This is a genomic window from Sphingomonas sp. BK580 (assembly GCF_014194975.1).
GTDB lineage: Bacteria > Pseudomonadota > Alphaproteobacteria > Sphingomonadales > Sphingomonadaceae > Sphingomonas.
Map to the genome: position 1 here is coordinate 262,228 of NZ_JACIAY010000004.1, position 19,142 is coordinate 281,369.

At 71.3% G+C, this 19,142-nt stretch carries 18 protein-coding genes; 13 read left to right on the forward strand and 5 right to left on the reverse strand.

Annotated elements, in window-relative coordinates:
* The first annotated feature begins 20 nt into the window (after positions 1-20).
* The 7 genes from FHY05_RS09980 (at position 21) to FHY05_RS10010 (ending at position 6,963) form a co-directional block, all read left to right on the forward strand.
* Positions 21-1,403 carry a tetratricopeptide repeat protein gene (locus FHY05_RS09980; RefSeq protein WP_183944232.1) on the forward strand — a complete coding sequence of 461 codons (1,383 nt, stop codon included), beginning with the start codon at positions 21-23 and terminating at the stop codon, positions 1,401-1,403.
* Between the two features lie 40 nt (positions 1,404-1,443).
* Positions 1,444-2,886: an undecaprenyl-phosphate glucose phosphotransferase gene (locus FHY05_RS09985; RefSeq protein WP_311732438.1), complete on the forward strand. Its 1,443-nt coding sequence runs from the start codon at positions 1,444-1,446 to the stop codon at positions 2,884-2,886.
* Complete coding sequence (locus tag FHY05_RS09990) at positions 2,876-3,661, forward strand: WecB/TagA/CpsF family glycosyltransferase (RefSeq protein ID WP_183944233.1); 786 nt, start codon at positions 2,876-2,878, stop codon at positions 3,659-3,661. Before FHY05_RS09985 ends, FHY05_RS09990 begins: the two co-directional genes overlap by 11 nt.
* A 4-nt stretch (positions 3,662-3,665) precedes the next feature.
* Entirely contained in the window at positions 3,666-4,217 is a 552-nt protein-coding gene (locus tag FHY05_RS09995; protein WP_183944234.1) for an isopropylmalate isomerase, read from the forward strand.
* 360 nt (positions 4,218-4,577) lie between these two features.
* The gene (locus FHY05_RS10000; RefSeq protein WP_183944235.1) at positions 4,578-5,090 is read left to right on the forward strand and encodes an FxDxF family PEP-CTERM protein; all 513 of its coding nucleotides are present in this window, start codon (positions 4,578-4,580) and stop codon (positions 5,088-5,090) included.
* Positions 5,091-5,218: 128 nt separating this feature from the next.
* Positions 5,219-6,157: a beta-1,6-N-acetylglucosaminyltransferase gene (locus FHY05_RS10005; protein WP_183944236.1), complete on the forward strand. Its 939-nt coding sequence runs from the start codon at positions 5,219-5,221 to the stop codon at positions 6,155-6,157.
* Positions 6,158-6,204: 47 nt separating this feature from the next.
* Positions 6,205-6,963: a metallophosphoesterase gene (locus FHY05_RS10010; protein ID WP_183944237.1), complete on the forward strand. Its 759-nt coding sequence runs from the start codon at positions 6,205-6,207 to the stop codon at positions 6,961-6,963.
* Positions 6,964-7,001: 38 nt separating this feature from the next.
* Here the strand turns inward: FHY05_RS10010 and FHY05_RS10015 are convergent, their stop codons facing one another.
* The 4 genes from FHY05_RS10015 to FHY05_RS10030 all read right to left on the reverse strand — a co-directional run bounded on the left by FHY05_RS10015 (position 7,002) and on the right by FHY05_RS10030 (position 9,934).
* A complete protein-coding gene (locus tag FHY05_RS10015; protein ID WP_183944238.1) occupies positions 7,002-7,529 on the reverse strand; it encodes a CAP domain-containing protein in 528 nt (175 codons plus the stop codon).
* Positions 7,530-7,628: 99 nt separating this feature from the next.
* Positions 7,629-8,258, reverse strand: coding sequence for a L,D-transpeptidase family protein (locus tag FHY05_RS10020; RefSeq protein ID WP_260181449.1), 630 nt, complete (start codon positions 8,256-8,258; stop codon positions 7,629-7,631).
* The gene (locus tag FHY05_RS10025; RefSeq protein ID WP_260181450.1) at positions 8,255-8,914 is read right to left on the reverse strand and encodes a PEPxxWA-CTERM sorting domain-containing protein; all 660 of its coding nucleotides are present in this window, start codon (positions 8,912-8,914) and stop codon (positions 8,255-8,257) included. The genes FHY05_RS10020 and FHY05_RS10025 overlap by 4 nt, the downstream gene beginning before the upstream one ends.
* Positions 8,915-9,022: 108 nt before the next feature.
* Positions 9,023-9,934 carry a LysR family transcriptional regulator gene (locus FHY05_RS10030; RefSeq protein WP_183944239.1) on the reverse strand — a complete coding sequence of 304 codons (912 nt, stop codon included), beginning with the start codon at positions 9,932-9,934 and terminating at the stop codon, positions 9,023-9,025.
* 81 nt (positions 9,935-10,015) lie between these two features.
* Between FHY05_RS10030 and FHY05_RS10035 the strand changes: the two genes are divergently transcribed.
* The 6 genes from FHY05_RS10035 (at position 10,016) to mmsB (ending at position 16,309) form a co-directional block, all read left to right on the forward strand.
* On the forward strand, positions 10,016-11,569 hold the full coding sequence (locus FHY05_RS10035; protein WP_183944240.1) for a CoA-acylating methylmalonate-semialdehyde dehydrogenase: 1,554 nt from the start codon (positions 10,016-10,018) through the stop codon (positions 11,567-11,569).
* Positions 11,570-11,591: 22 nt separating this feature from the next.
* Positions 11,592-12,089, forward strand: coding sequence for a hypothetical protein (locus tag FHY05_RS10040; protein WP_183944241.1), 498 nt, complete (start codon positions 11,592-11,594; stop codon positions 12,087-12,089).
* Positions 12,090-12,103: 14 nt separating this feature from the next.
* Positions 12,104-13,249, forward strand: a complete 1,146-nt coding sequence (locus FHY05_RS10045) for an acyl-CoA dehydrogenase family protein (protein ID WP_183944242.1) — start codon at positions 12,104-12,106, stop codon at positions 13,247-13,249.
* Between the two features lie 169 nt (positions 13,250-13,418).
* Positions 13,419-14,462 (forward strand): enoyl-CoA hydratase/isomerase family protein, encoded by a 1,044-nt coding sequence (locus FHY05_RS10050; protein ID WP_183944243.1) that lies wholly within the window; start codon positions 13,419-13,421, stop codon positions 14,460-14,462.
* Positions 14,463-14,473: 11 nt separating this feature from the next.
* Entirely contained in the window at positions 14,474-15,250 is a 777-nt protein-coding gene (locus FHY05_RS10055) for an enoyl-CoA hydratase (RefSeq protein WP_183944244.1), read from the forward strand.
* Between the two features lie 180 nt (positions 15,251-15,430).
* A complete protein-coding gene (gene mmsB, locus FHY05_RS10060; RefSeq protein WP_183944245.1) occupies positions 15,431-16,309 on the forward strand; it encodes a 3-hydroxyisobutyrate dehydrogenase in 879 nt (292 codons plus the stop codon).
* Positions 16,310-16,484: 175 nt separating this feature from the next.
* Here mmsB and FHY05_RS10065 read toward each other — a convergent pair whose 3' ends face one another.
* Positions 16,485-19,139 carry a M1 family metallopeptidase gene (locus FHY05_RS10065; RefSeq protein ID WP_183944246.1) on the reverse strand — a complete coding sequence of 885 codons (2,655 nt, stop codon included), beginning with the start codon at positions 19,137-19,139 and terminating at the stop codon, positions 16,485-16,487.
* Between the last annotated feature and the right edge of the window lie 3 nt (positions 19,140-19,142).

The window sequence follows — 19,142 nt, forward strand, 5'->3', positions numbered from 1 at the left end:
CGGGTGGAATCGCGCTGTTGTTGGCGCTGGCCACCCTGGCGGCCTGCCGCGCGCCGGAGGAGCGCGCCGCCCGTTTCGCCGGCATGTATGAGGCGGCGCTGGCGGGCAACGATCCCTGGACGGCGCGGCTCGCGATGCAGCGCGCGGTCGCGATCGACGATTCGAACCCGCAATATTGGGCAGCGCTCGGCCGCGTGCAGCTGACGCTGGGCGATTATTCCGGCGCCTTCGCCGCTTATGTCCGCGCCAACGAGCTTGACCGCTCCGACGCCAACGTGATCCAGACGCTCGCCGACCTCGCTGCGTTGAGCGGGCGGGTGGAGGACGCGCGGCGCTACGCCAATCAGGTGCTGCTGCTGCTGCCGAGCGACCCGGCGCCGCAGGCGACGCTCGGCTTCGTCGCGTTGCACGACCGCGACTTCGACACCGCGCTCAAACGCGCCGACACGGTGCTCGCCAGCCGTCCCGACGACTCGAACGCGACGATCCTGAAGGCACGCGCGCTCGCCTCGAGCGGCGACCCGGACGCCTCCCTCAAGCTGCTGGCGGGCTATACCGCGAGCCATCCGCGCGACGGCGCCGCGCTCGACACGATGGTGACGGTGGCGCGGCGCTTCGACCGGCTCCCGGCGCTCGCCGCGGCGCGCGAGAGGCTGGCGGCGCTGCGCCCGCACGACGCGGCCGTGCGGGTCGCCTACGCCGACACGCTCTACGCGCTCGGCCAGCACGATCGGGCGCGCGCGCTGACCGAGCGGCTGGTCCGCGGTGGCGCCTACGGCGACTCGCTGGTCGACGTGCTCGCGCTGTGGCGGCGCTACGAGCCGCGCGGCTGGAGCGTGTCGACCGTCCGCGCGCTGGCCGCCGCGGCCGCGCCGCGCGATCGGCTGCGCTACGCCTATTTCCTGATGCTGTCCGGCGCGGCCGACGACGCCGAGTCGCTGGTGGCGCCGATGGCGCGACCGCCGGTGACCGCCGAGAACGCCTCGGTGCTGGCGCTGCTGGCGCAGATCCGCGCCACTCGGGGTCGCGACAGCGAGGCCGAGTCGCTGCTCAACCAGGTGCTTGCCTTCGACCGGAGCAACGTGGTGGCACTGCGCGCGCGCGCCGATCTCTACCTGCGCACCGGCCGCGGGCGCCAGGCGGTGTTCGACGCGCAGAAGCTGGTGGCGGAGAAGACCCGCGCTCCCGACGACCGGGTGCGACTCGCACGCGCCTATCGCCAGGCAGGGCAATTGCAGCTGGCGGAGAATGCGCTGCGCGGCGGCCTGCAGGACATACCCGGCGACCCTCTGCTCTATCGTGAGCTGCGGGGATATCTCGTGGCGGCGGGGCGCAGCGACGAACTCGACGAGCTGGGTCAACAATTTGTAGAGCAGCAGCGGTTAGCACGGGCGCAGTGGTGAGATATTCTCGCGCGGGAAGGGAACGGCGAGGCGTGAGCGAGTGGCGACGGTAGTGCGACCCACCAAGGTGAGGCGGTTCACGTCCAACGTGATCCCGTCGCTGATCTTCGTCGTCGATCTGCTCTGCCTGCTGGTCAGCATGCCGGCGGCGCTGCTGCTGTACGAGTTCTCGGTCGGGTTGATGGTGGTGCCGGGCGTCCACACCGCCGCCGCCTTCATCGCCGGCGTCGCCTTCTTCCTGATCCGCCAGTCGCGCGGCGTGTACAGCCAGTCGCTCGCGCTGCTGCGCTCGAGCGATACCGCGGTGGCGCTCGACTATGTCTTCGCCGCGCTGCTGAGCAGCGCGATCGTGTGGCAGTTCGGCCTGGTCGATGAATTCTCGCGCGGGCTCACCTTGTGGTATGTCGGCTCCTGCGTCGGCTCGCTGCTGGTCAGCCGCTTCGTGTTGCGCGCGCTGCTGCACCGCCTCGCGGTCGGCGGGCGGATCCGGCAGCGAGTCGTGCTGTACGGTGCCGACACCGAGATCGTCGAGCGGACCTGCCGTATGCTCGATCTTCAGGCGCTGCCGCAGCTGCTGCTGGTCGGCGTGGCCGACGATTATGCGCAGCGCTCGCGCGACGAGACGGTCGGCGACCTGCCGTTCATCGGCGGGTTCTCCGAGCTGCTCGCGATGGCGCGCGACGGCGAGGTGGACCAGGTGCTGATCGCGCTCGCCGACCTGAAGCGCGACCGGCTCGATCTCATCCTCGACAAATTGAGCGAGGTGGCAATCGACATCTCGCTGATCCCGCGCGAGGCGATCGCGCTGGCGCCAGACTATCGAGTGAACTTCGTCGGCGCGATCCCGGTGCTGACCTTGTGGCAGCGCCCGATGCGCGACGGCGACACCTTGCTGAAGGACGCCGAGGACCTGTTCATCGCCGCCGTGGCGCTGCTGTTCCTGTCGCCGTTGCTGCTCGTCACCGCGCTCGCGATCAAGGCGACCAGCCGCGGGCCGGTGCTGTTCAAGCAGCCGCGCTTCGGCTTCAACAACCGCGAGATCATGGTCTACAAGTTCCGCTCGATGTACGTCGACCGGCAGGACGTCTCGGGAGCGCAGCGGACTCGCAAGGGCGATCCGCGGATCACGCCCGTCGGGCGGCTGATCCGCAAGCTCAGCATCGACGAGCTGCCGCAGATCTGGAACGTGCTGCGCGGCGAGATGTCGATCGTCGGCCCGCGCCCGCATGCCACCCACATGAAAGTGGGCGATCATTATTATTTCGACGCGGTGAAAGGCTATGCCGCGCGCCACCGCGTCAAGCCCGGCATCACCGGGCTGGCGCAGGTGCGCGGTCTGCGCGGTGAGATCCAGACGATCGAGCGGGCCAAGCGCCGGGTCGAGCTGGACCGCTATTACATCGATCACTGGTCGCTCACGCTCGACCTGAAGATCATCGTCCAGACCGCGGCCAACATCCTGTTCGACAAGAATGCGTACTGAGCCCGGCGCGGCGCGCACCTTTCTCGGGCTACGGTTCGATCCGCTCGATACCGAGGCCGCGCTCGCCTGGCTGCGCGACGCGAGCGCGGACTCGCCCTTCGCCTATGTGGTGACCCCCAACGTCGACCATATCGTGCGGCTCGACGCCGCGGGCCGCGAGGACCCGACCGGCGCCGCGCTGTGGCGCGCCTACGAGGGCGCCGCGCTCACCTTGTGCGACAGCCGCGTGCTCGCGCGGCTGGCACGCTGGTGCGGCGTGACGCTGCCGGTCGCGCCGGGGAGCGACCTCACCGTCCGGCTGTTCGACGAGGTGTTGCGACCGGGCGACCGTGTCGCGATCATCGGTGGGGACGCGGCGCTGCTCGCGGCGTTGCGACAGCGCTACCCGGCGCTCGACCTCGTCCAGCACGTCCCGCCGATGGGGCTGCTGCGCGATGCCGCGGCGCTGGAGGCGGCGGCGGCGTTCGGTCGCGACTCGAGCGCTCGCTTCCTCCTGCTCGCGGTCGGCTCGCCGCAGCAGGAGATCGTCGCCGCGCGGATCGCCGCGCTGCCGGGGGCGCACGGCGTGGCGCTGTGCGTCGGCGCCTCGCTCGACTTCATCGTCGGGCGGCAGCGCCGCGCCCCGCGGCTGGTGCAGCGGCTCGGGCTGGAGTGGGCGCATCGCCTCGCGTCGCAGCCGCGCCGGCTGTGGCGTCGCTATCTGATCGAGGGGCCGCGCATCTTCCGCCTGGCGCGGGCGTGGCGCGCGGGACGCGGCGCGGTCGTCCCGGACTGAGCGCGTGGACGATCGCTGGCACCCGCAGATCGGCGATCCCACCGCGATCGGCTGGATCACCGTCCTGGCCTATCCCGTCGCCGCGCTCCTGTGCGCCGCGGCGCAGCGGCGCGACGGCGCCGGCCCGCGCCCGCGCTTCTTCTGGCTGTGGCTCGCCGTGCTGCTCGTCCTGCTGGGGATCAATAAGCAATTGGACCTGCAGTCGCTCTTCACTCAAGTCCTGCGGGATCGGGCGAAGGCGCACGGCTGGTACGAGCGGCGGCGCGAGTTCCAGGCGCTGTTCATCTTCGTGATCGCGGGGATCGGCGCGGCGCTTCTCGCTGCACTGCCGTATGTCATGCGGCACCAGCCGCGCGCGCGGAACATCGCGTTGGCGGGGCTCGTCTTCCTTTACGGCTTCATCCTCGTGCGCGCTTCGTCGTTCCACCACGTCGACTGGGCGCTGAGCCAGACGATCCTCTGCGTTCGACTCAATTGGATACTGGAACTGGGCGGGATCCTCATCGCCGCGGCGGGGGCGATGACGGTGTCGCAAAACCCGCGAGGCCCGCGTTAACTATAAGTATTAAGTTATCGGCGCGCTCCCGACCGGGCGGACGCAGCGATCGACGGCCGGTCGGCAAGACTCATCCCATCACCTAAGTGACCTATCCGTCCCGTTATTGGAAAAGCGGTGCGTTGCGCTGTGTCGCACTCTGCGCTCTTAGATATGCAGGACGAAGTGAGGCGGATCTTACGCAGCCTGCCCTTTGTAACACTGAGGACATGTCCCGAAATTGTCCGAGGTGCTTCAAATCGGCGGTGGTGAAGTTTCCGTGGACCACTATCAGCCGAGTGATCGGATGGTGAGCCAACCGCGTCATTCAACCGTCCGGGTCGTGGTGTCTCAGGTCTTTAAGGAAAGGGAGTTATCCGCATGAAGAAGTTCGTTGCATCCGCACTCGTCGCCGGCGCCTTCGTCGCCGCGAGCCCCGCCATGGCGGCTACCACCATCACGCTCTCCCAGGGCACGGATGGCACCTACTCGGGCACGACCGGCTCGGTGACGCCGATGGTCGGCGCCTTCAACGACACCTACGAGTTCGCCGTGCCGACCGCCGGTTCGGTCAGCGCCAGCGTCATCTCGCTGTCGATCACGGGCGGGCTGCAGCTGATGTCGGGCAGCCTCAACGGCACCGCGCTGACGCTGACCAAGCTCAGCGACTATGTGTACACGCTGACGCTGCCGACCGCCGGCATCCCGTCGATCGCCAACCCGCAGCGGCTGCTGATCAGCGGCAACTCGTCGGGCGGCGGCAGCTACACCGCCAACGTCAGCTTCGCCGCGGTGCCGGAGCCGGCCACCTGGGCGCTGATGATCCTGGGCTTCGGCGTGGTCGGTTATTCGATGCGCCGCCGCCCGGCGGTTCGCTTCTCGCAGGCGATCTGATCGGCCCGCCGACCGGATGAGGCTATGAAGCAAGCGGCGGTCGTCCTACCGGGCGGCCGCCGTTTTCGCGTTGCCCCGCCGCCGGCATCGGCGCAGGGCGGGGGTTCGCCGAGGTGGGAAGGTCGAGGATGAGTCCGCAGATCGGTTTCGTGATCCTGTCGCATCGTGAGCCGCGTCAGTTGCTGCGGCTGGTGCGCACACTCAATCGACTCTACGGCGACCCGCCGATCGCGTGCCACCACGATATGGCGCAATGCCCGATCGATGCGTCGCTCTTCCCGCGCAACGTCCGCTTCGTCGTCCGGAGCATCCGCACCGGCTGGGCGAAATGGTCGGTGGTGCGCGCCTGCCTCGCCGCGCTGGAGCTGCTGTACCGCGACGCTGACCCGGACTGGTTCGTGCTGCTCAGTGGCGCCGATTACCCGATCAAGTCCGCCGACGCGGTCCGCGCCGAGCTGGCCGCGGCGCAGGTCGACGCGCTGATCGATTATCGCCAGCTCGGCGACACCGCGGCGAGCGCGCTCGAGCGGTTCGGGCCGCGCAATCCCGAACTCGGCCAGTTCGAGTCGGACGGCAACCGCCGGCTCAAGAAGAGCCACTATCGGGGCGCGGAGCTGTGGTTCCCGATACTGCGCTTCAACGACAGCGGGCGGCGCGTGCGGCCCGGGCGATACACCTGGCACCTGCCGTTCGCCTCGCCGTTGACGCCCTTCTCGCGCGATTTCCCGTGCTTCTACGGCGACCATTGGATCACTGCCGACCGGCGTGCGGCGCGGCTGCTGCTGACTCCGAGCGAGCGCCACCTGCGGCTGCAGCGCCACCTGCACCGCCGCGCGCTCCCGGAGGAATGCTATTACCAGACCGTGCTGTGCAATGAGCCGGGGCTGACGCTCGATCGCGACAACCGGCGCTACGCGCAGTGGAACGGTGGCGGGGCGCACCCGCAGCAGCTCGGCCTCGCCGACCTGCCCGCGATCATGGCCTCGAGCGCGCATTTCGCGCGCAAATTCGAGCACGACGATCCCGTGCTTGACCGGATCGACACGCTGTTGTTCGACGGCGGCTGACCGCGCCGCCGCAGTACGGCGGGCATTTGTGAGGCAGCAATGCGGCGATGATCGGGCGATGGCTGGGCCGTGACCGCGAGCGGCGCTACTGCCTGCCCGAGGGCGTGCGCGCCTATGCCGTCGGCGACGTCCACGGCCGCGCCGACCTGCTCGCGCCGATGCTCGACTGGATCCGCGAGGACAGCGACTCGCGCGGCGGCTACCCCGAGGTTCACGTCGTCTTCCTCGGCGACCTGATCGACCGCGGCCCCGCCTCGGCCGCGGTGGTGAGCATGCTCGCGAGCGGACGCGCCGCGTTCGGGCAGCGCCACTTCATCCGCGGCAACCATGAGCAGGTGCTGCTCGACATCCTCGACGGCGCGTGGGAGCGGCTCGACGACTGGCTCGCGGTCGGCGGGGTGGAGACGCTGGTGAGCTACGGTGTCGACCCGGCGCTCCACCTGCGCGACCCCGAGGCGTTCCGCCGCGCGATCCACGAGGCGATCCCGTCGCTCCACGTGGCCTTCCTGCGGCGGATGGTCGCCAAGGTCCGTCTCGGCGACTATCTCTTCGTCCACGCCGGGATCCGCCCGCGCGTGCCGCTCGACGAGCAGAGCGAGCGCGACCTGCGCTGGATCCGCCGCGACTTCCTCGACAGTCGAGTCGACCACGGGGTGATGGTGGTTCACGGCCATACCGTGAGCGACAAGGTCGAGGTCCGGCGCAACCGCATCGGCATCGACACCGGGGCCTATGCCTCTGACCGGCTCTCCGTCCTCGGGCTGGAGGCGGACCGCCGCTGGGTGCTCGCCAGCCGGTTGGGGTGAGCGGCGTCGCCCGCGCGACGGCGGCTTGGCTCAGCGCGTCAGAAGGGCCGCTCGCCCAGGTAATTGCCCGCGTTCTTGTAGCGACACACCAGCACGTCCTCCGCGCCGCCGCGCGCCACCGCGCAGCCGACCTCGTCGGTGTCGCGCCACATCAGCTGGGTGTAGTGGCCGACGTCGTCGACGCGGCCGGTCACGCTGTTGTATGGAAACACGCCGGGGCGGAAGTAGCGCTTCTCGCGGATCCAGCCGTTCACCATCGCCTCGGGCGTGAAATAGCCGCGCGTGCCGGCCCAGAGGTTCTCGCCCTCGGGGTCATAGCGGCGCTCGGGCGCGTGCTCGAAGCGGCCGGTGCTGGCGAGATAGTCGGCCCAGCGCTGCGCCGACTGGACGAGCTCGCGGTTCCAGCGCAGCGGCGCGAGGCCGACCGAGGCGCGCTCGTGATTGTGCGCCGCGAGAACGCGGGCGTCGAAGGTCTGTGAGAAGCTCGCCGCGCCGCTCAGCAGCGGGGCGGCCAGCAGGGCAGCGACGGCGGCGATGAGCCGGCGGGGCGCGTGGGCGCGCGGCATGTCCGGAACCCTTCCTGATGCTCGATCCAGGAGGGCGATGTACCGGGGCGCCACTTGCCAACCGGTCGCCAAACACGGTTAGCGGCGGGTAAGCTATGTTTACGCGGTGATCGTGACGAGGTCGCCGCGCGCGCTGGCGGCGAAGACGCGGCGCGCGAAATCCTCGGGGATGCCGACGCAGCCGTGCGTGGCATAGCCGCGCCGCACCGCGCTGGCGTGGATCGCGACGCCGTCGTTCGTGAGCCGCAGCATGTACGGCATCTCGGCGTCGTAGAGCGTCGACTGGTGGAGCCGCGCGCGCGCCAGGATCGGAAAGGTCCCTGTCGGGGTGGGTTTATGGTCGGTGCCGTAGAGGATCACGGCCGTGCCGATCTCGTGGCCGTCGCGGAACACCGACATGAGCTGACGCGACAGGTCGACCCGGATGCGGGTGGCGCCCCCCGCGGGCACGCCGCTCTCGTTCCACACGTAGTCGCCGAAGCGCATCGGGCGATCGACGCGGAGCAGGCTGTGGACCAGCAGCCGCGTCCCGTCGGGCGCCACCAGGGCCGGCTCGCGCCCGACCGGGTAGCTCACGCGCGTGCCGTAGCTGCCGACCGTCGTCGCCGGCGCGGTCGCGCGCGGACCGGGCAGGGGGGGCGGGGCAGCCGATCGGCTCCACCACGCCATGCCGAGCGCGCCGACGCCGGCCGCGGCCAGCGCGACCGCCGCGCCGGCGAGCCGGCTCATGCCGCCGCGTCGGCCTCCGCCGCGCGGCGACGCGCGACGCGACGCAGCGCGCCGCCGACCATCAGGAAGCCGAGGATCATCGTCGCCCAGGTCGCCGGCTCGGGCACCGCGGGCGGCGGCGTGACGATGTCGCCACCGCCACCGCCACCGCCACCCGTGCCACCACCGGGGATGAACGGCGTCGACGGGGTGAAGCCACCGCCCGGCGGGAGCGGGCCGAGCGCGGCCGGGGTGAGCGGCACGTCACCGACCGGCACCCCCGGCGCGAAAGCGAGCGGCGTCTCGGGCAGCTCGACATAGGGCGGTGCCCAGCCGATGCTCGGCCGCTCGCGCACGTTGCTCAGCACGCGCTCGCTCGGCGCGCCGGGCAGCGGCACGCGCGGGCGCGACGCCAGCCGCTGCTTGGCCGGCTTGGTGGTGAACATCGCGCCCGCGTCGCGACCGCCCGGCGAGCGCGCGCCGAGGATGGCGGACGGATCGGGCAGGTCGACGAGACGCGCGACCTTGGCCGAGGCGTCGGCGATGCCGAGCCCGCCGATCGTGCCGCCCATCGCACCATAGCTGCCGACCGCGGCCACGCCGACCAGCCCACCGACCGCGACGCGCGCGATCGTGAATTGCCACAGCACAGTGAGCGGGCGACGCCAGCTAGTCATCGATGAGAGTCCCTGTTTCCGGACCGACAACGGTCAAGGAAGCGCGATGATCCCTCTCTACGTGGGTTGCCGCGTGAGTCCAGAAAAATGTCCTGTGTTAAAGGTTTATCATGGGACAGTGTTGCAAGGTGGCAGCAGTCGATCGCGCTGCTGATCGACCAATTGTGTTAACCAGTCGCGGAAGGCGCGAACCCGCCGCAACTGTCGCGTGTCACGGTGAGTGACCAGCCAGAAGCCCCGCGTGATCGCCACATCAGGGATCACCCGACAGAGCGACTCATCGTTGCCGCCGATGAAGTGTGGCAGCACGCCGACGCCGGCGCCCGTCCCGATCAGCCGCGCCTGCGCGTTGATGCTCGAGCTGCGCAGCGTCGGCGCCAAGGCCGAGTCGATCTCATGAAGGTACCGCAGCTCGGGCGCGTATAACAGGTCGGGGATATAGCCGACGAGGCGGTGGCGCTTGCCCAGCGTCGCCAGCGTGGGTGCGCCGTCGCGCTCGATCAGCGCCCGCGCCGCATAGAGGTGGAGTGCGTAGTCGGCCAGCTTGCTCGCGACCACCGGGCCGTGGCGCGGGCGCGCGAGCAGCACCGCCACGTCGGCCTCGCGGCGCGAGGGGCTGAGAAAGCCCGAGTTGGCGACCAGGTCGACGGTGAGCGCGGGGTGCGCCGCGGCGAACGAGTGGAGATGCTCGGCGACCAGCCAGGTGCCGAACCCCTCCGACACGCTGACGCGCAGCGTGCCGGTGAGCGCGCCCGGCGGGTCCGCTCCCTCGCCGATCCGCTCGGCCGCCGCCGCCATCTGCTCGACCTGCGCGAGCAGCGCCTCGCCCGCCTCGGTCAGCACTTGTCCCTCGCGGGTCTGCTCGAACAGCGTCCGCCCCAGCCGCGCCTCGAGCCGGCGCAGCCGCCGCCCCACCGTCGTGGCGTCGACGCCGAGCAGCGCGGCCGCGCGCGCGATCTGGCCGGCGCGCGCGACCGCGAGGAAGTCCTGCAGGTCATCCCAGGCGATCGGCTGCGTCATCGCAGGTGGAGGTTGCAGAATTGCCGCTTGCCTGCAATCGCGCCGCGCCGCACAGCGATCCCGAGAGATAGAGGAGAGGCGATGCGCACCATCGACCATCACATCGCCGGCGCGGCAGCGATCGCGGGCGGCGGTGGCGCTCCGTCGGATGGCGCGCGCGGCGGCGACGTCTACGACCCCAACACGGGCCAGATACAGGCGCGCGTCATGCTCGGTACCGCCGCCGACCTGGAGCGCGCGGTGGCGGCCGCGCAGGCGGCGCAGCCCGGCTGGGCAGCGACCAACCCGCAACGCCGCGCGCGCGTGATGTTCCGGTTCAAGGAGCTGGTCGAGCGCGAGATGGACTCGCTGGCGCGGCTGCTCTCGTCCGAGCACGGCAAGGTGATCGCCGACTCGAAGGGCGACATCCAGCGCGGGCTCGAGGTGATCGAGTTCGCCTGCGGCATCCCGCACGTGCTGAAGGGCGAGTACACGCAGGGCGCGGGCCCGGGCATCGACGTCTACTCGATGCGGCAGCCGCTCGGCATCGGCGCGGGGATCACCCCCTTCAACTTCCCCGCGATGATCCCGATGTGGATGTTCGGGGTCGCGATCGCCTGTGGAAACGCCTTCCTGCTGAAGCCGTCGGAGCGCGACCCGAGCGTGCCGGTGCGACTCGCCGAGCTGATGCTCGAGGCCGGCGCGCCGGAGGGTATCCTGCAGGTCGTCCACGGCGACAAGGAGATGGTCGACGCGATCCTCGACCATCCCGCGATCGCGGCGGTGAGCTTCGTCGGCTCGTCCGATATCGCGCACTATGTCTACCGCCGCGGCGTCGAGGCGGGGAAGCGAGTCCAGGCGATGGGCGGCGCCAAGAACCATGGCATCGTCATGCCCGACGCCGACCTCGACCAGGTCGTCGCCGATCTCGCCGGTGCCGCCTTCGGCTCGGCGGGCGAGCGCTGCATGGCGCTGCCCGTGGTGGTGCCGGTCGGCGAGCAGACCGCGGAACGCCTGCGTGAGGCACTGGTCCCGGCGATCCGCGCGCTGCGCGTCGGCGTCTCGACCGACGCCGAGGCGCATTACGGGCCGGTGGTCAACGCCGCGCACAAGAAGCGGGTCGAGGAGTGGATCGGCACCGCGGCGGAGGAGGGCGCCGAGCTGGTCGTCGACGGTCGCGGCTTCACGCTGCAGGGGCATGAACAGGGCTTCTTCGTCGGCCCGACCCTGCTCGACCGCGTGACGCCGCAGATGCGCTCCTATCGCGAGGAGATCTTCGGGCCGGTGCTCCAGATCGTCCGCGCGCCCGACTTCGAGACGGCGCTGCGCCTGCCGAGCGAGCATCAGTACGGCAACGGCGTCGCGATCTTCACGCGCAACGGCCATGCCGCGCGCGAGTTCGCCGCGCGAGTCAACGTCGGAATGGTGGGCATCAACGTGCCGATCCCGGTGCCCGTGGCCTATCACAGCTTCGGCGGCTGGAAGCGCAGCGCGTTCGGCGACGTCAACCAGCACGGCACCGAGGGCGTGCGCTTCTGGACCAAGGTCAAGACCGTGACGCAGCGCTGGCCCGACGGCTCCGTGCTGCCGACCGGGAGCGAGGACGGTGGACCCTCGCGCGTGCAGGACGCGTTCGTGATCCCGACGATGGGGTGACGATATGCGGTGGAGCGGACGGATGGTGGTGACCTCGGGCGTGGCGGCGATGCTCGCCGCCTGCTCGCCCAACGCGGCGGACTACAACCGCCACGACGTGCCCGAGGACGAGGCCCGCGCTCAGGCCGCGATCGAGCGCGCGGCGGCGCAGAACGGCATCGCCACCACCGCACGCGCCGGGGTGCCGATCGCCGCGCCGGTCGAGACCGCGGCGCGATCGCGCGCCTTCCCGACCGACTTCCTCGGCTATTGGGGCGTCAGCTACGACGACTGCCAGCTCGCCAACACCGAGGCCACCGGGCGGATCAACGTCGATGCCGACACGATCCGCTTCCACGAGGCCAAGGCGCGCGTGCAGCGGCTCGAGCAGCGCTCGCCCTATGAGGTGGTGGCGGACCTCCGCTTCGACGGCGGGGCGGGCGCGGCGTGGGAGCGGCGCGACCGCTTCACGCTCGAGCAGGGCGGTACCATCCTCGTCCGCACCGAGGCACCCAACGTCCAGCGCTACCGGCGCTGCTGACCGCAAGGCAGGACATGACCGACCAGTTCGACCTCACGGATGACCAGCGCGAGATCCAGGAGCTCGCGCGCCGCTTCACCGCCGACCGCATCACCCCGCACGCGGCCGAGTGGGACGAGACGCATCACTATCCCGTCGACGTGTGGAAGGCGGCGGGCGAGCTCGGCTTCGGCGCGATCTACGTCAGCGAGGCGTCGGGCGGCATCGCGCTCGGCCGGCTCGAGGCGGCGCTGGTGATGGAGGCGATGGCCTATGGCTGCCCCGCCACCAGCGCCTTCATCTCGATCCACAACATGGTCGCCTGGATGATCGACCGCTTCGGCTCGGCGGCGATCAGGGACCGCTTCCTGCCCGGCCTCGTCACCATGGAGACGATCGGCAGCTACTGCCTCACCGAGCCCGGCTCGGGCTCGGACGCGGCGGCGCTGAAGACGAGCGCGCGGCGCGACGGCGACCATTACGTGCTCAACGGCACCAAGCAGTTCATCTCGGGCGCCGGCTACAACGACGTCTACGTCTGCATGGTGCGGACGGGCGAGGAGAAGAGCCGCGGCATCAGCGCGATCGTGGTGGAGAAGGGCACGCCCGGCCTGTCCTTCGGCGCGCCCGAGCGCAAGCTCGGCTGGAACGCGTCGCCGACCGCGCAGGTGATCTTCGAGGACTGCCGCGTGCCCGCCTCCAACCTGGTCGGCGCGGAGGGCGAGGGGTTCCGCATCGCGATGGCGGGGCTCGACGGCGGGCGGCTCAACATCGGCGCCTGCTCGCTCGGGGGCGCGCAGCGCTGCCTCGACGAGTCGATCCGCTACGCGCGCGAGCGCCAGCAGTTCGGCCAGCCCATCGCCGACTTCCAGAACACGCAGTTCACGCTGGCCGACATGGCGACCGACCTGGAGGCGGCGCGGGCGCTGCTCTACCTCGCCGCCGCCAAGGTGACCGCGGACGCGCCCGACAAGTCGCGCTTCTCGGCGATGGCGAAGCGGCTGGCGACCGACAACGGCTCGTCGATCGTCGACCGCGCGCTGCAGCTCCACGGCGGCTACGGCTATCTCAAGGACTATCCGATCGAGCGCTTCTGGCGCGACCTGCGGGTCCACTCGATCCTGGAGGGGACCAACCAGGTGATGCGCATGATCGTCGGCCGCGAGCTGACCCGGCAATGAGGGGGGTGACTCAATTCCTCCCCGCGAGCGGGGAAGGGAACCATGCGCAGCATGGTGGAGGGGGCTTTCCGCGAGCGCTGCGCGTCGTCGAGTGTACCGCTCGGGGAAGCTCCCCTCCACCATCGCGCTGTCACGCGGCGGTGCCCCTCCCCGTGCCGGGGAGGATCGCATGACAGACCTGATCGCCGAGGCCGACGGCGGCGTCGCCAGGCTGCGGCTCAACCGCCCCCAGGCGCTCCACGCGCTCACCGCCGAGATGTGCGCCGCCGTCCTCGACTCGCTCGAGCGCTGGCGCGGTGACGACGCGATCCGCTGCGTCACGATCGACCATGCCGCGGGCCGCGGCTTCTGCGCCGGCGGGGACATCCGCCTGCTCGCCGAGAGCGGCGCGGGCGACGGCAGTGCCGCGCGCGCCTTCTTCCACGTCGAGTACCGGATGAACCATCGGCTGTTCACCTACGCCAAGGACGTCGTCGCGTTCATGGACGGGGTGACGATGGGCGGCGGGGTCGGCCTGTCGCAACCGTGCCGCTACCGCGTCGCCACCGAGCACACGCGGCTGGCGATGCCCGAGACCGGGATCGGCCTGTTCCCCGACGTCGGCGGCGGCTGGTATCTCTCGCGCCTGCCGGGGCGGATCGGCCAGTATCTCGCGCTCACCGGCGCGCGCGTCGACGGCGCGGCGTGCCACGCGCTCGGGCTGGCGACGCACTATGTCGAGAGCGCGCGGCTCGACGCGGTCAAGCGCGACATCGCCGCGCGCCCGGCCGAGCTGCGCGCGGTGCTCGACGCAGCGCATGTCGCGCCCGGCCCCGCCGCGCTGCTCGACCAGCGCGAGGCGATCGATCGCCTGTTCGCCTCCGACGAGGTCGAGGCGGTGTTCGCCGCGCTCGAGGCGGACGACAGCGCGTTCGCGCGCGCGACGCTCCAGACCCTCCGCACCAAGTCGCCGCAGACGATGAAGGTCTCGCTCAAGTTGCTCAAGGACGGCGCGGGCATGGCCGATTTCGCCGACGAGATGCGGCAGGAATATGCGGTCGCCACGCGCGTGGTGCAGCGCCACGACTTCCTCGAGGGCGTGCGCGCGGTGATCGTCGACAAGGACAACGCCCCGCGCTGGGAGCCCGCCACCCCCGAGGGCGTCAGCGACCATGTCATCGACCAGATCTTCGCCCCGCTGCCCGAGGCCGAAGCCTGGACTCCGCACAATTGAGGGACCGATCGATGGCCGACTATGAGACGATCCTGGTCGAGCGACGCGGCGCGGTGACGCTGCTGACGCTCAACCGCCCCAAGGCGCTCAACGCGCTCAACACGCAGGTGCTCGCCGAACTGCTGCGAGCGCTCGCCGACTATGACGCCGATCCCGCGCAGCGCTGCGCGGTGCTCACCGGCAGCGAGCGCGCCTTCGCCGCGGGCGCCGACATCAAGGAGATGGCGGGGCAGGGCTTCGCCGACATGTACGCGGGCAATTTCTTCGCCGGCTACGAGCAGCTGACGCGGACGCGCAAGCCGCTGATCGCGGCGGTGGCGGGCTATGCGCTGGGCGGCGGCTGCGAGCTGGCGATGATGTGCGACTTCATCCTCGCGGCGGACACCGCCAAGTTCGGTCAGCCCGAGATCAAGCTCGGCGTGTCGCCGGGCATGGGCGGCTCGCAGCGGCTGGCGCGCGCGGTCGGCAAGGCCAAGGCGATGGAGATGGTGCTCACCGGCCGGATGATCGACGCCGACGAGGCCGAGCGCGCCGGGCTGGTCAGCCGGGTCGTGCCCGCGGCCGAGCTGCTCGACGAGGCGCTGCGCACCGCCGCGGCGATCGCCGAGATGGCGCCGCTCGCCGCGATCGCGAACAAGGAGATGGTCAACGCCGCGTTCGAGACGACGCTGGCGCAGGGCGTCCAGTTCGAGCGCCGGCTGTTCCACGCCCTGTTCGGCACCGCCGACCAGAAGGAGGGGATGGCGGCGTTCGTGGAGAAGCGCGCCGGGCAGTGGAGCGGGCGGTGAGGGGTAATGATAAACCCTCGTCGTCTCTCCGCCGTTCGCCGCGAGCAGTGATCGAGCTTGGAGGGATCACGTGTCGAGAGGGCCGCGTGCGCTGACCGCTCGAGACGCCGTCTCGACAAGCTCGACGGCTACTCGAGGCGAACGGATGGGGGGCAAGCCCCAGCGAGAAGGAGAGGCAACATGGCACGCGTCGCGTTCATCGGGCTGGGCAACATGGGCGGCGGGATGGCCGCCAACCTGGCGAAGCACGGCCACGACGTGCGCGCCTTCGATCTCTCCGCCGAGGCGCTGGCGCGCGCCGAGGCCGCCGGCTGCCTCGCCGCGGAGAGCGCCGCGGCGGCGGTCGATGGCGCCGAGGCGGTCGTCACCATGCTGCCCGCGGGGCGCCACGTCGCGCAGGTCTACGACGAGATCCTGCCGCTGGTCGACGCCGCGGCGATCCTGATCGACTGCTCGACGATCGACGTCGCCACCGCCCGCGCGGTCGCCGAGCAGGCGCGCGCGCGCGGGGTCGCCGCGGTCGACTCGCCCGTGTCGGGCGGGATCGCGGCGGCGACCGCGGGCACGCTCACCTTCATGGTCGGCGGCCCGGCCGAGTCGTTCGAGCGCGCGCGGCCGTTCCTCGAGGCGATGGGCAAGGCGGTGATCCACGCCGGGGCGAGCGGCACCGGCCAGGCGGCCAAGCTCTGCAACAACCTGATCCTCGGCGCGACGATGATCGCGACCTGCGAGGGCTTCGTGCTCGCCGAGCGGCTCGGGCTCGATCCCCAGGTGTTCTACGACATCGCCAGCAAGGCGACGGCGCAGAGCTGGTCGATGACGAGCTACTGCCCGGTGCCGGGAGTCGGCCCGCAGTCGCCCGCGGACAACGACTATCGCGGCGGCTTCGCGGGCGCGCTGATGCTCAAGGACCTCGAGCTGGCGATGGCCGCGGCGGCGGACGGCGGCGCGGCGCTGCCGCTGGGCGGCCACGCGCGCGACCTGTACCGCGCGTTCAGCGAGGGCGGACAGGGCGGGGAGGATTTCTCCGGCATCATCCGGATGCTGCGGGGGGCGTAGGGGAAGTCGGCGAAGGTCGCAGACCACACCCGTTCCTGCTCCACCCTAGACGTAGCAGGCGCGACGTGTCCGAGGGCGTACTCCTGCGAACGCAGGAGCCTAGAGCCACATGAGACAGCGCTCGTGATCCTAGGCTCCTGCTATCGCAGGAGCACGGCTACCCGCTTATCACTCCTCACCGCAGCGCCGCCTCCACCTCCGCGCGCTTGGCCGCCCGCAGCGCGACGCACTGGCGGATCGCGCCGAGCGCCTGGCTCAGCTCCAGCGCGCCGCCGCCCAGCGTCGCCAGCCGCGGGCGGAACAATGCCTCGACCGCGTCGGCCTTGTCCGCGCTGCAATAGCCACCGAACAGCGTCGGGATGCGCGCGCGCGCGAAGGCCGGCACGCCCGCGATCGCGCCGTCGAAGTCGCGCGTGAACAGCGCCAGCAACGCGTCGCGCCCGAGCGGCTGATAGGCGAGCCGGGTCATGAGCGTCAGCCGCTCGGTCGATTGCAGCGCCGGGTCGCGCGTCAGCTCGAGCGCGCGCGCCACCTCGGCGGCACTGGTGGCGTGGCCGAGCGCGCGCACCGCGTGCGAGCGGAACAGCGGATCGCCGCTCGCCGCCAGCGAGTCGCGCAGGCGGTCCATGAAGGGCACGCCGCGATCCTCCACCGCCACGGCGAACGCCAGCTCGCGATAGGAGGGATCGACCGGCCGCGGCGTCGCGGCGAGCGCGCCCTCGGCCGCCTCGGCGAGCTGCGACCGGAGCGCCGGGTCGCGCGCGGTCTGCGCGGCATAGTCGATCAGGTTCTGTCGCAGCAGGCTCTGCCCGGTCTCCTCGCCCGCATAGGCGCCAGGCGCGAGCGACACGGCGCCGAGCGCGCGCAGTCGCGGCAGCGACAGCTCGCCCGCGAGCCGGCGCAGCCCCGCGGTCGCGGCGGGGGAGAGGTCGAGCTGCTCGACCTCGGCGATCGCCTGCGGCAGTTGCAGCGTCGCGCTGCGCTCGCGATGCGCGGCGAAGGCGCGCGCTCCCGCGATCACGCGCGCGAAACTGGCGTTGCCCGCGAGGAAGTCGGCCCAGAGGCTGTCAGCCGCCGCCATCGCCTCGCGCGCGGGCAGCGTGTCGGCGCCCTTGAGCAGCCCGGCCCAGCCGGCGTCGTCGAGGCTGTAGCGCCAATAGCCGGCGCCATCGGCGTTGGGCACGGCCAGGCCGCTGCCGCGCAGCGCCAGCGTGCCGGTCGCACCGCCGAGCAGGGTGCAGCTGCGCGTCGCGCCCTGGCGCGCGCAGACCGGCACCGTCCAGGTCTGCGGCGCGGGCTGTGCGGCGACGCCGATCGGGCGATAGCGCTGCTGGCTCAGCTGCCACCGCCCGGCACCGTCGGCGCGGATGCGGATCACCGGCACGCCGGTCTGCGTCACGAAGCTGCGGAACACCGGGACGATGCCGGGATCGCCCGAGCCGGTCGCCATCGACTCGAAGAAGTCGTCCGCGGCCGCGCTGCCGTAGCGGAAGCGGTTCAGATGGAATTGCACGCCTTTCCGGAACTTCTCCGCGCCGAGATAACGCTCCACCATGGTCAGCACCTGGCCGCCCTTCTGATAGGTGATCGAGTCGAAGGCGCTGGCGATCTGGTCGTTGCGCGTGATCTCCTGGCGGATCGGGCGGCCCACCGCGCGACTGTCGGTGTCCATCGCCGCGAACGCCTCGGCGAGTTGCGCCACGTCGGTGCCGAGCCCGGGCTGCCAGATCTCGCCGACGCGGTTGCCCGCCCATTCGGCGAAGCTCTCGTTGAGCCAGATGTCGGTCCACCACTTCGGCGTTACGAGGTCGCCGAACCATTGGTGCGCCAGCTCGTGCGCCACCACCGTGCCGAAGCCGCGCCGCTGCGACGCGGGCGCGTCCGGGTCGAGCAGCAGCAGGGTGTCGTTGTAGCTGACGAGACCGGCATTCTCCATCGCGCCGCTCATCACCGGGCCGGCGATCTGGTCGAGCTTCTCGTACGGATAGGGGATGCCGAAATATCGCTCGTGCAGCGCGAGGATCTTCGGCCCCTCGGTCGCGGCGAGCCGAAGCCGCTCGGCCTGACCCTTGGTGGCGATCGCGCGATAGGGCAGCGCGGTCGTGCGCACAGCGTTGGCGGGCGCGTCGCCGGGCACGACGTCGAACGGCCCGACCGCGATCGCGACGAGATAGGTCGGCAGCGGCTTGGAGGGAGCGAAGACGTGCCGGGTCAGTCCCGCGCCGGCGGGCGTCGCGGCGATCTCGGGCGTGTTGGCGAAGACCTTCTGCGCGCTCGCCGCGGTGACGCTGAGCGTGAAGGGCGTCTTGAAGCCGGGCTCGTCGAAGCCCGGGAACATGCGCCGCGCGTCGATCGGCTCCATCTGCGTCCAGGCGTACCAGTCGTCGCCGACCTTGGCACGGTACAGCCCCTCGGCGCCGGTCATGAACGGCGCGTCATAGTCGAAGGCGAGCGTGACCCGGCCGGCGGGGAGCGGCGTCGCGAAGTCGAGCCGCGCCACGCCCGAGGCGTCGACCTGGGTGTAGCGCGCGGTGACGGTGCGGCCGCCGACGCGCGCGACCGCCTTAGCGACCGCGAGGCCGTTGCCGTGGAGGTAGAGCGAGGGGGCGGCACGCCGGAGCTCGGCGTCGACCTCGGCGTGGCCGGTGAAACGCTCCTGCTCGGGGCGGACGGTGAGGTCGATGCGATAGGCGCTCGGGCGCGCGATGTCGGGGAGCTGCCCGAGCGGGACCGGCCCGGGGGCGGCCGTGACCGCGGCGGCGTGCGTCTGCTGCGCCAGGACGGGCGCGGCGAGGAAGAGGGCGGTGGAGGCGAGCAGAAGCAGTCTCATGGG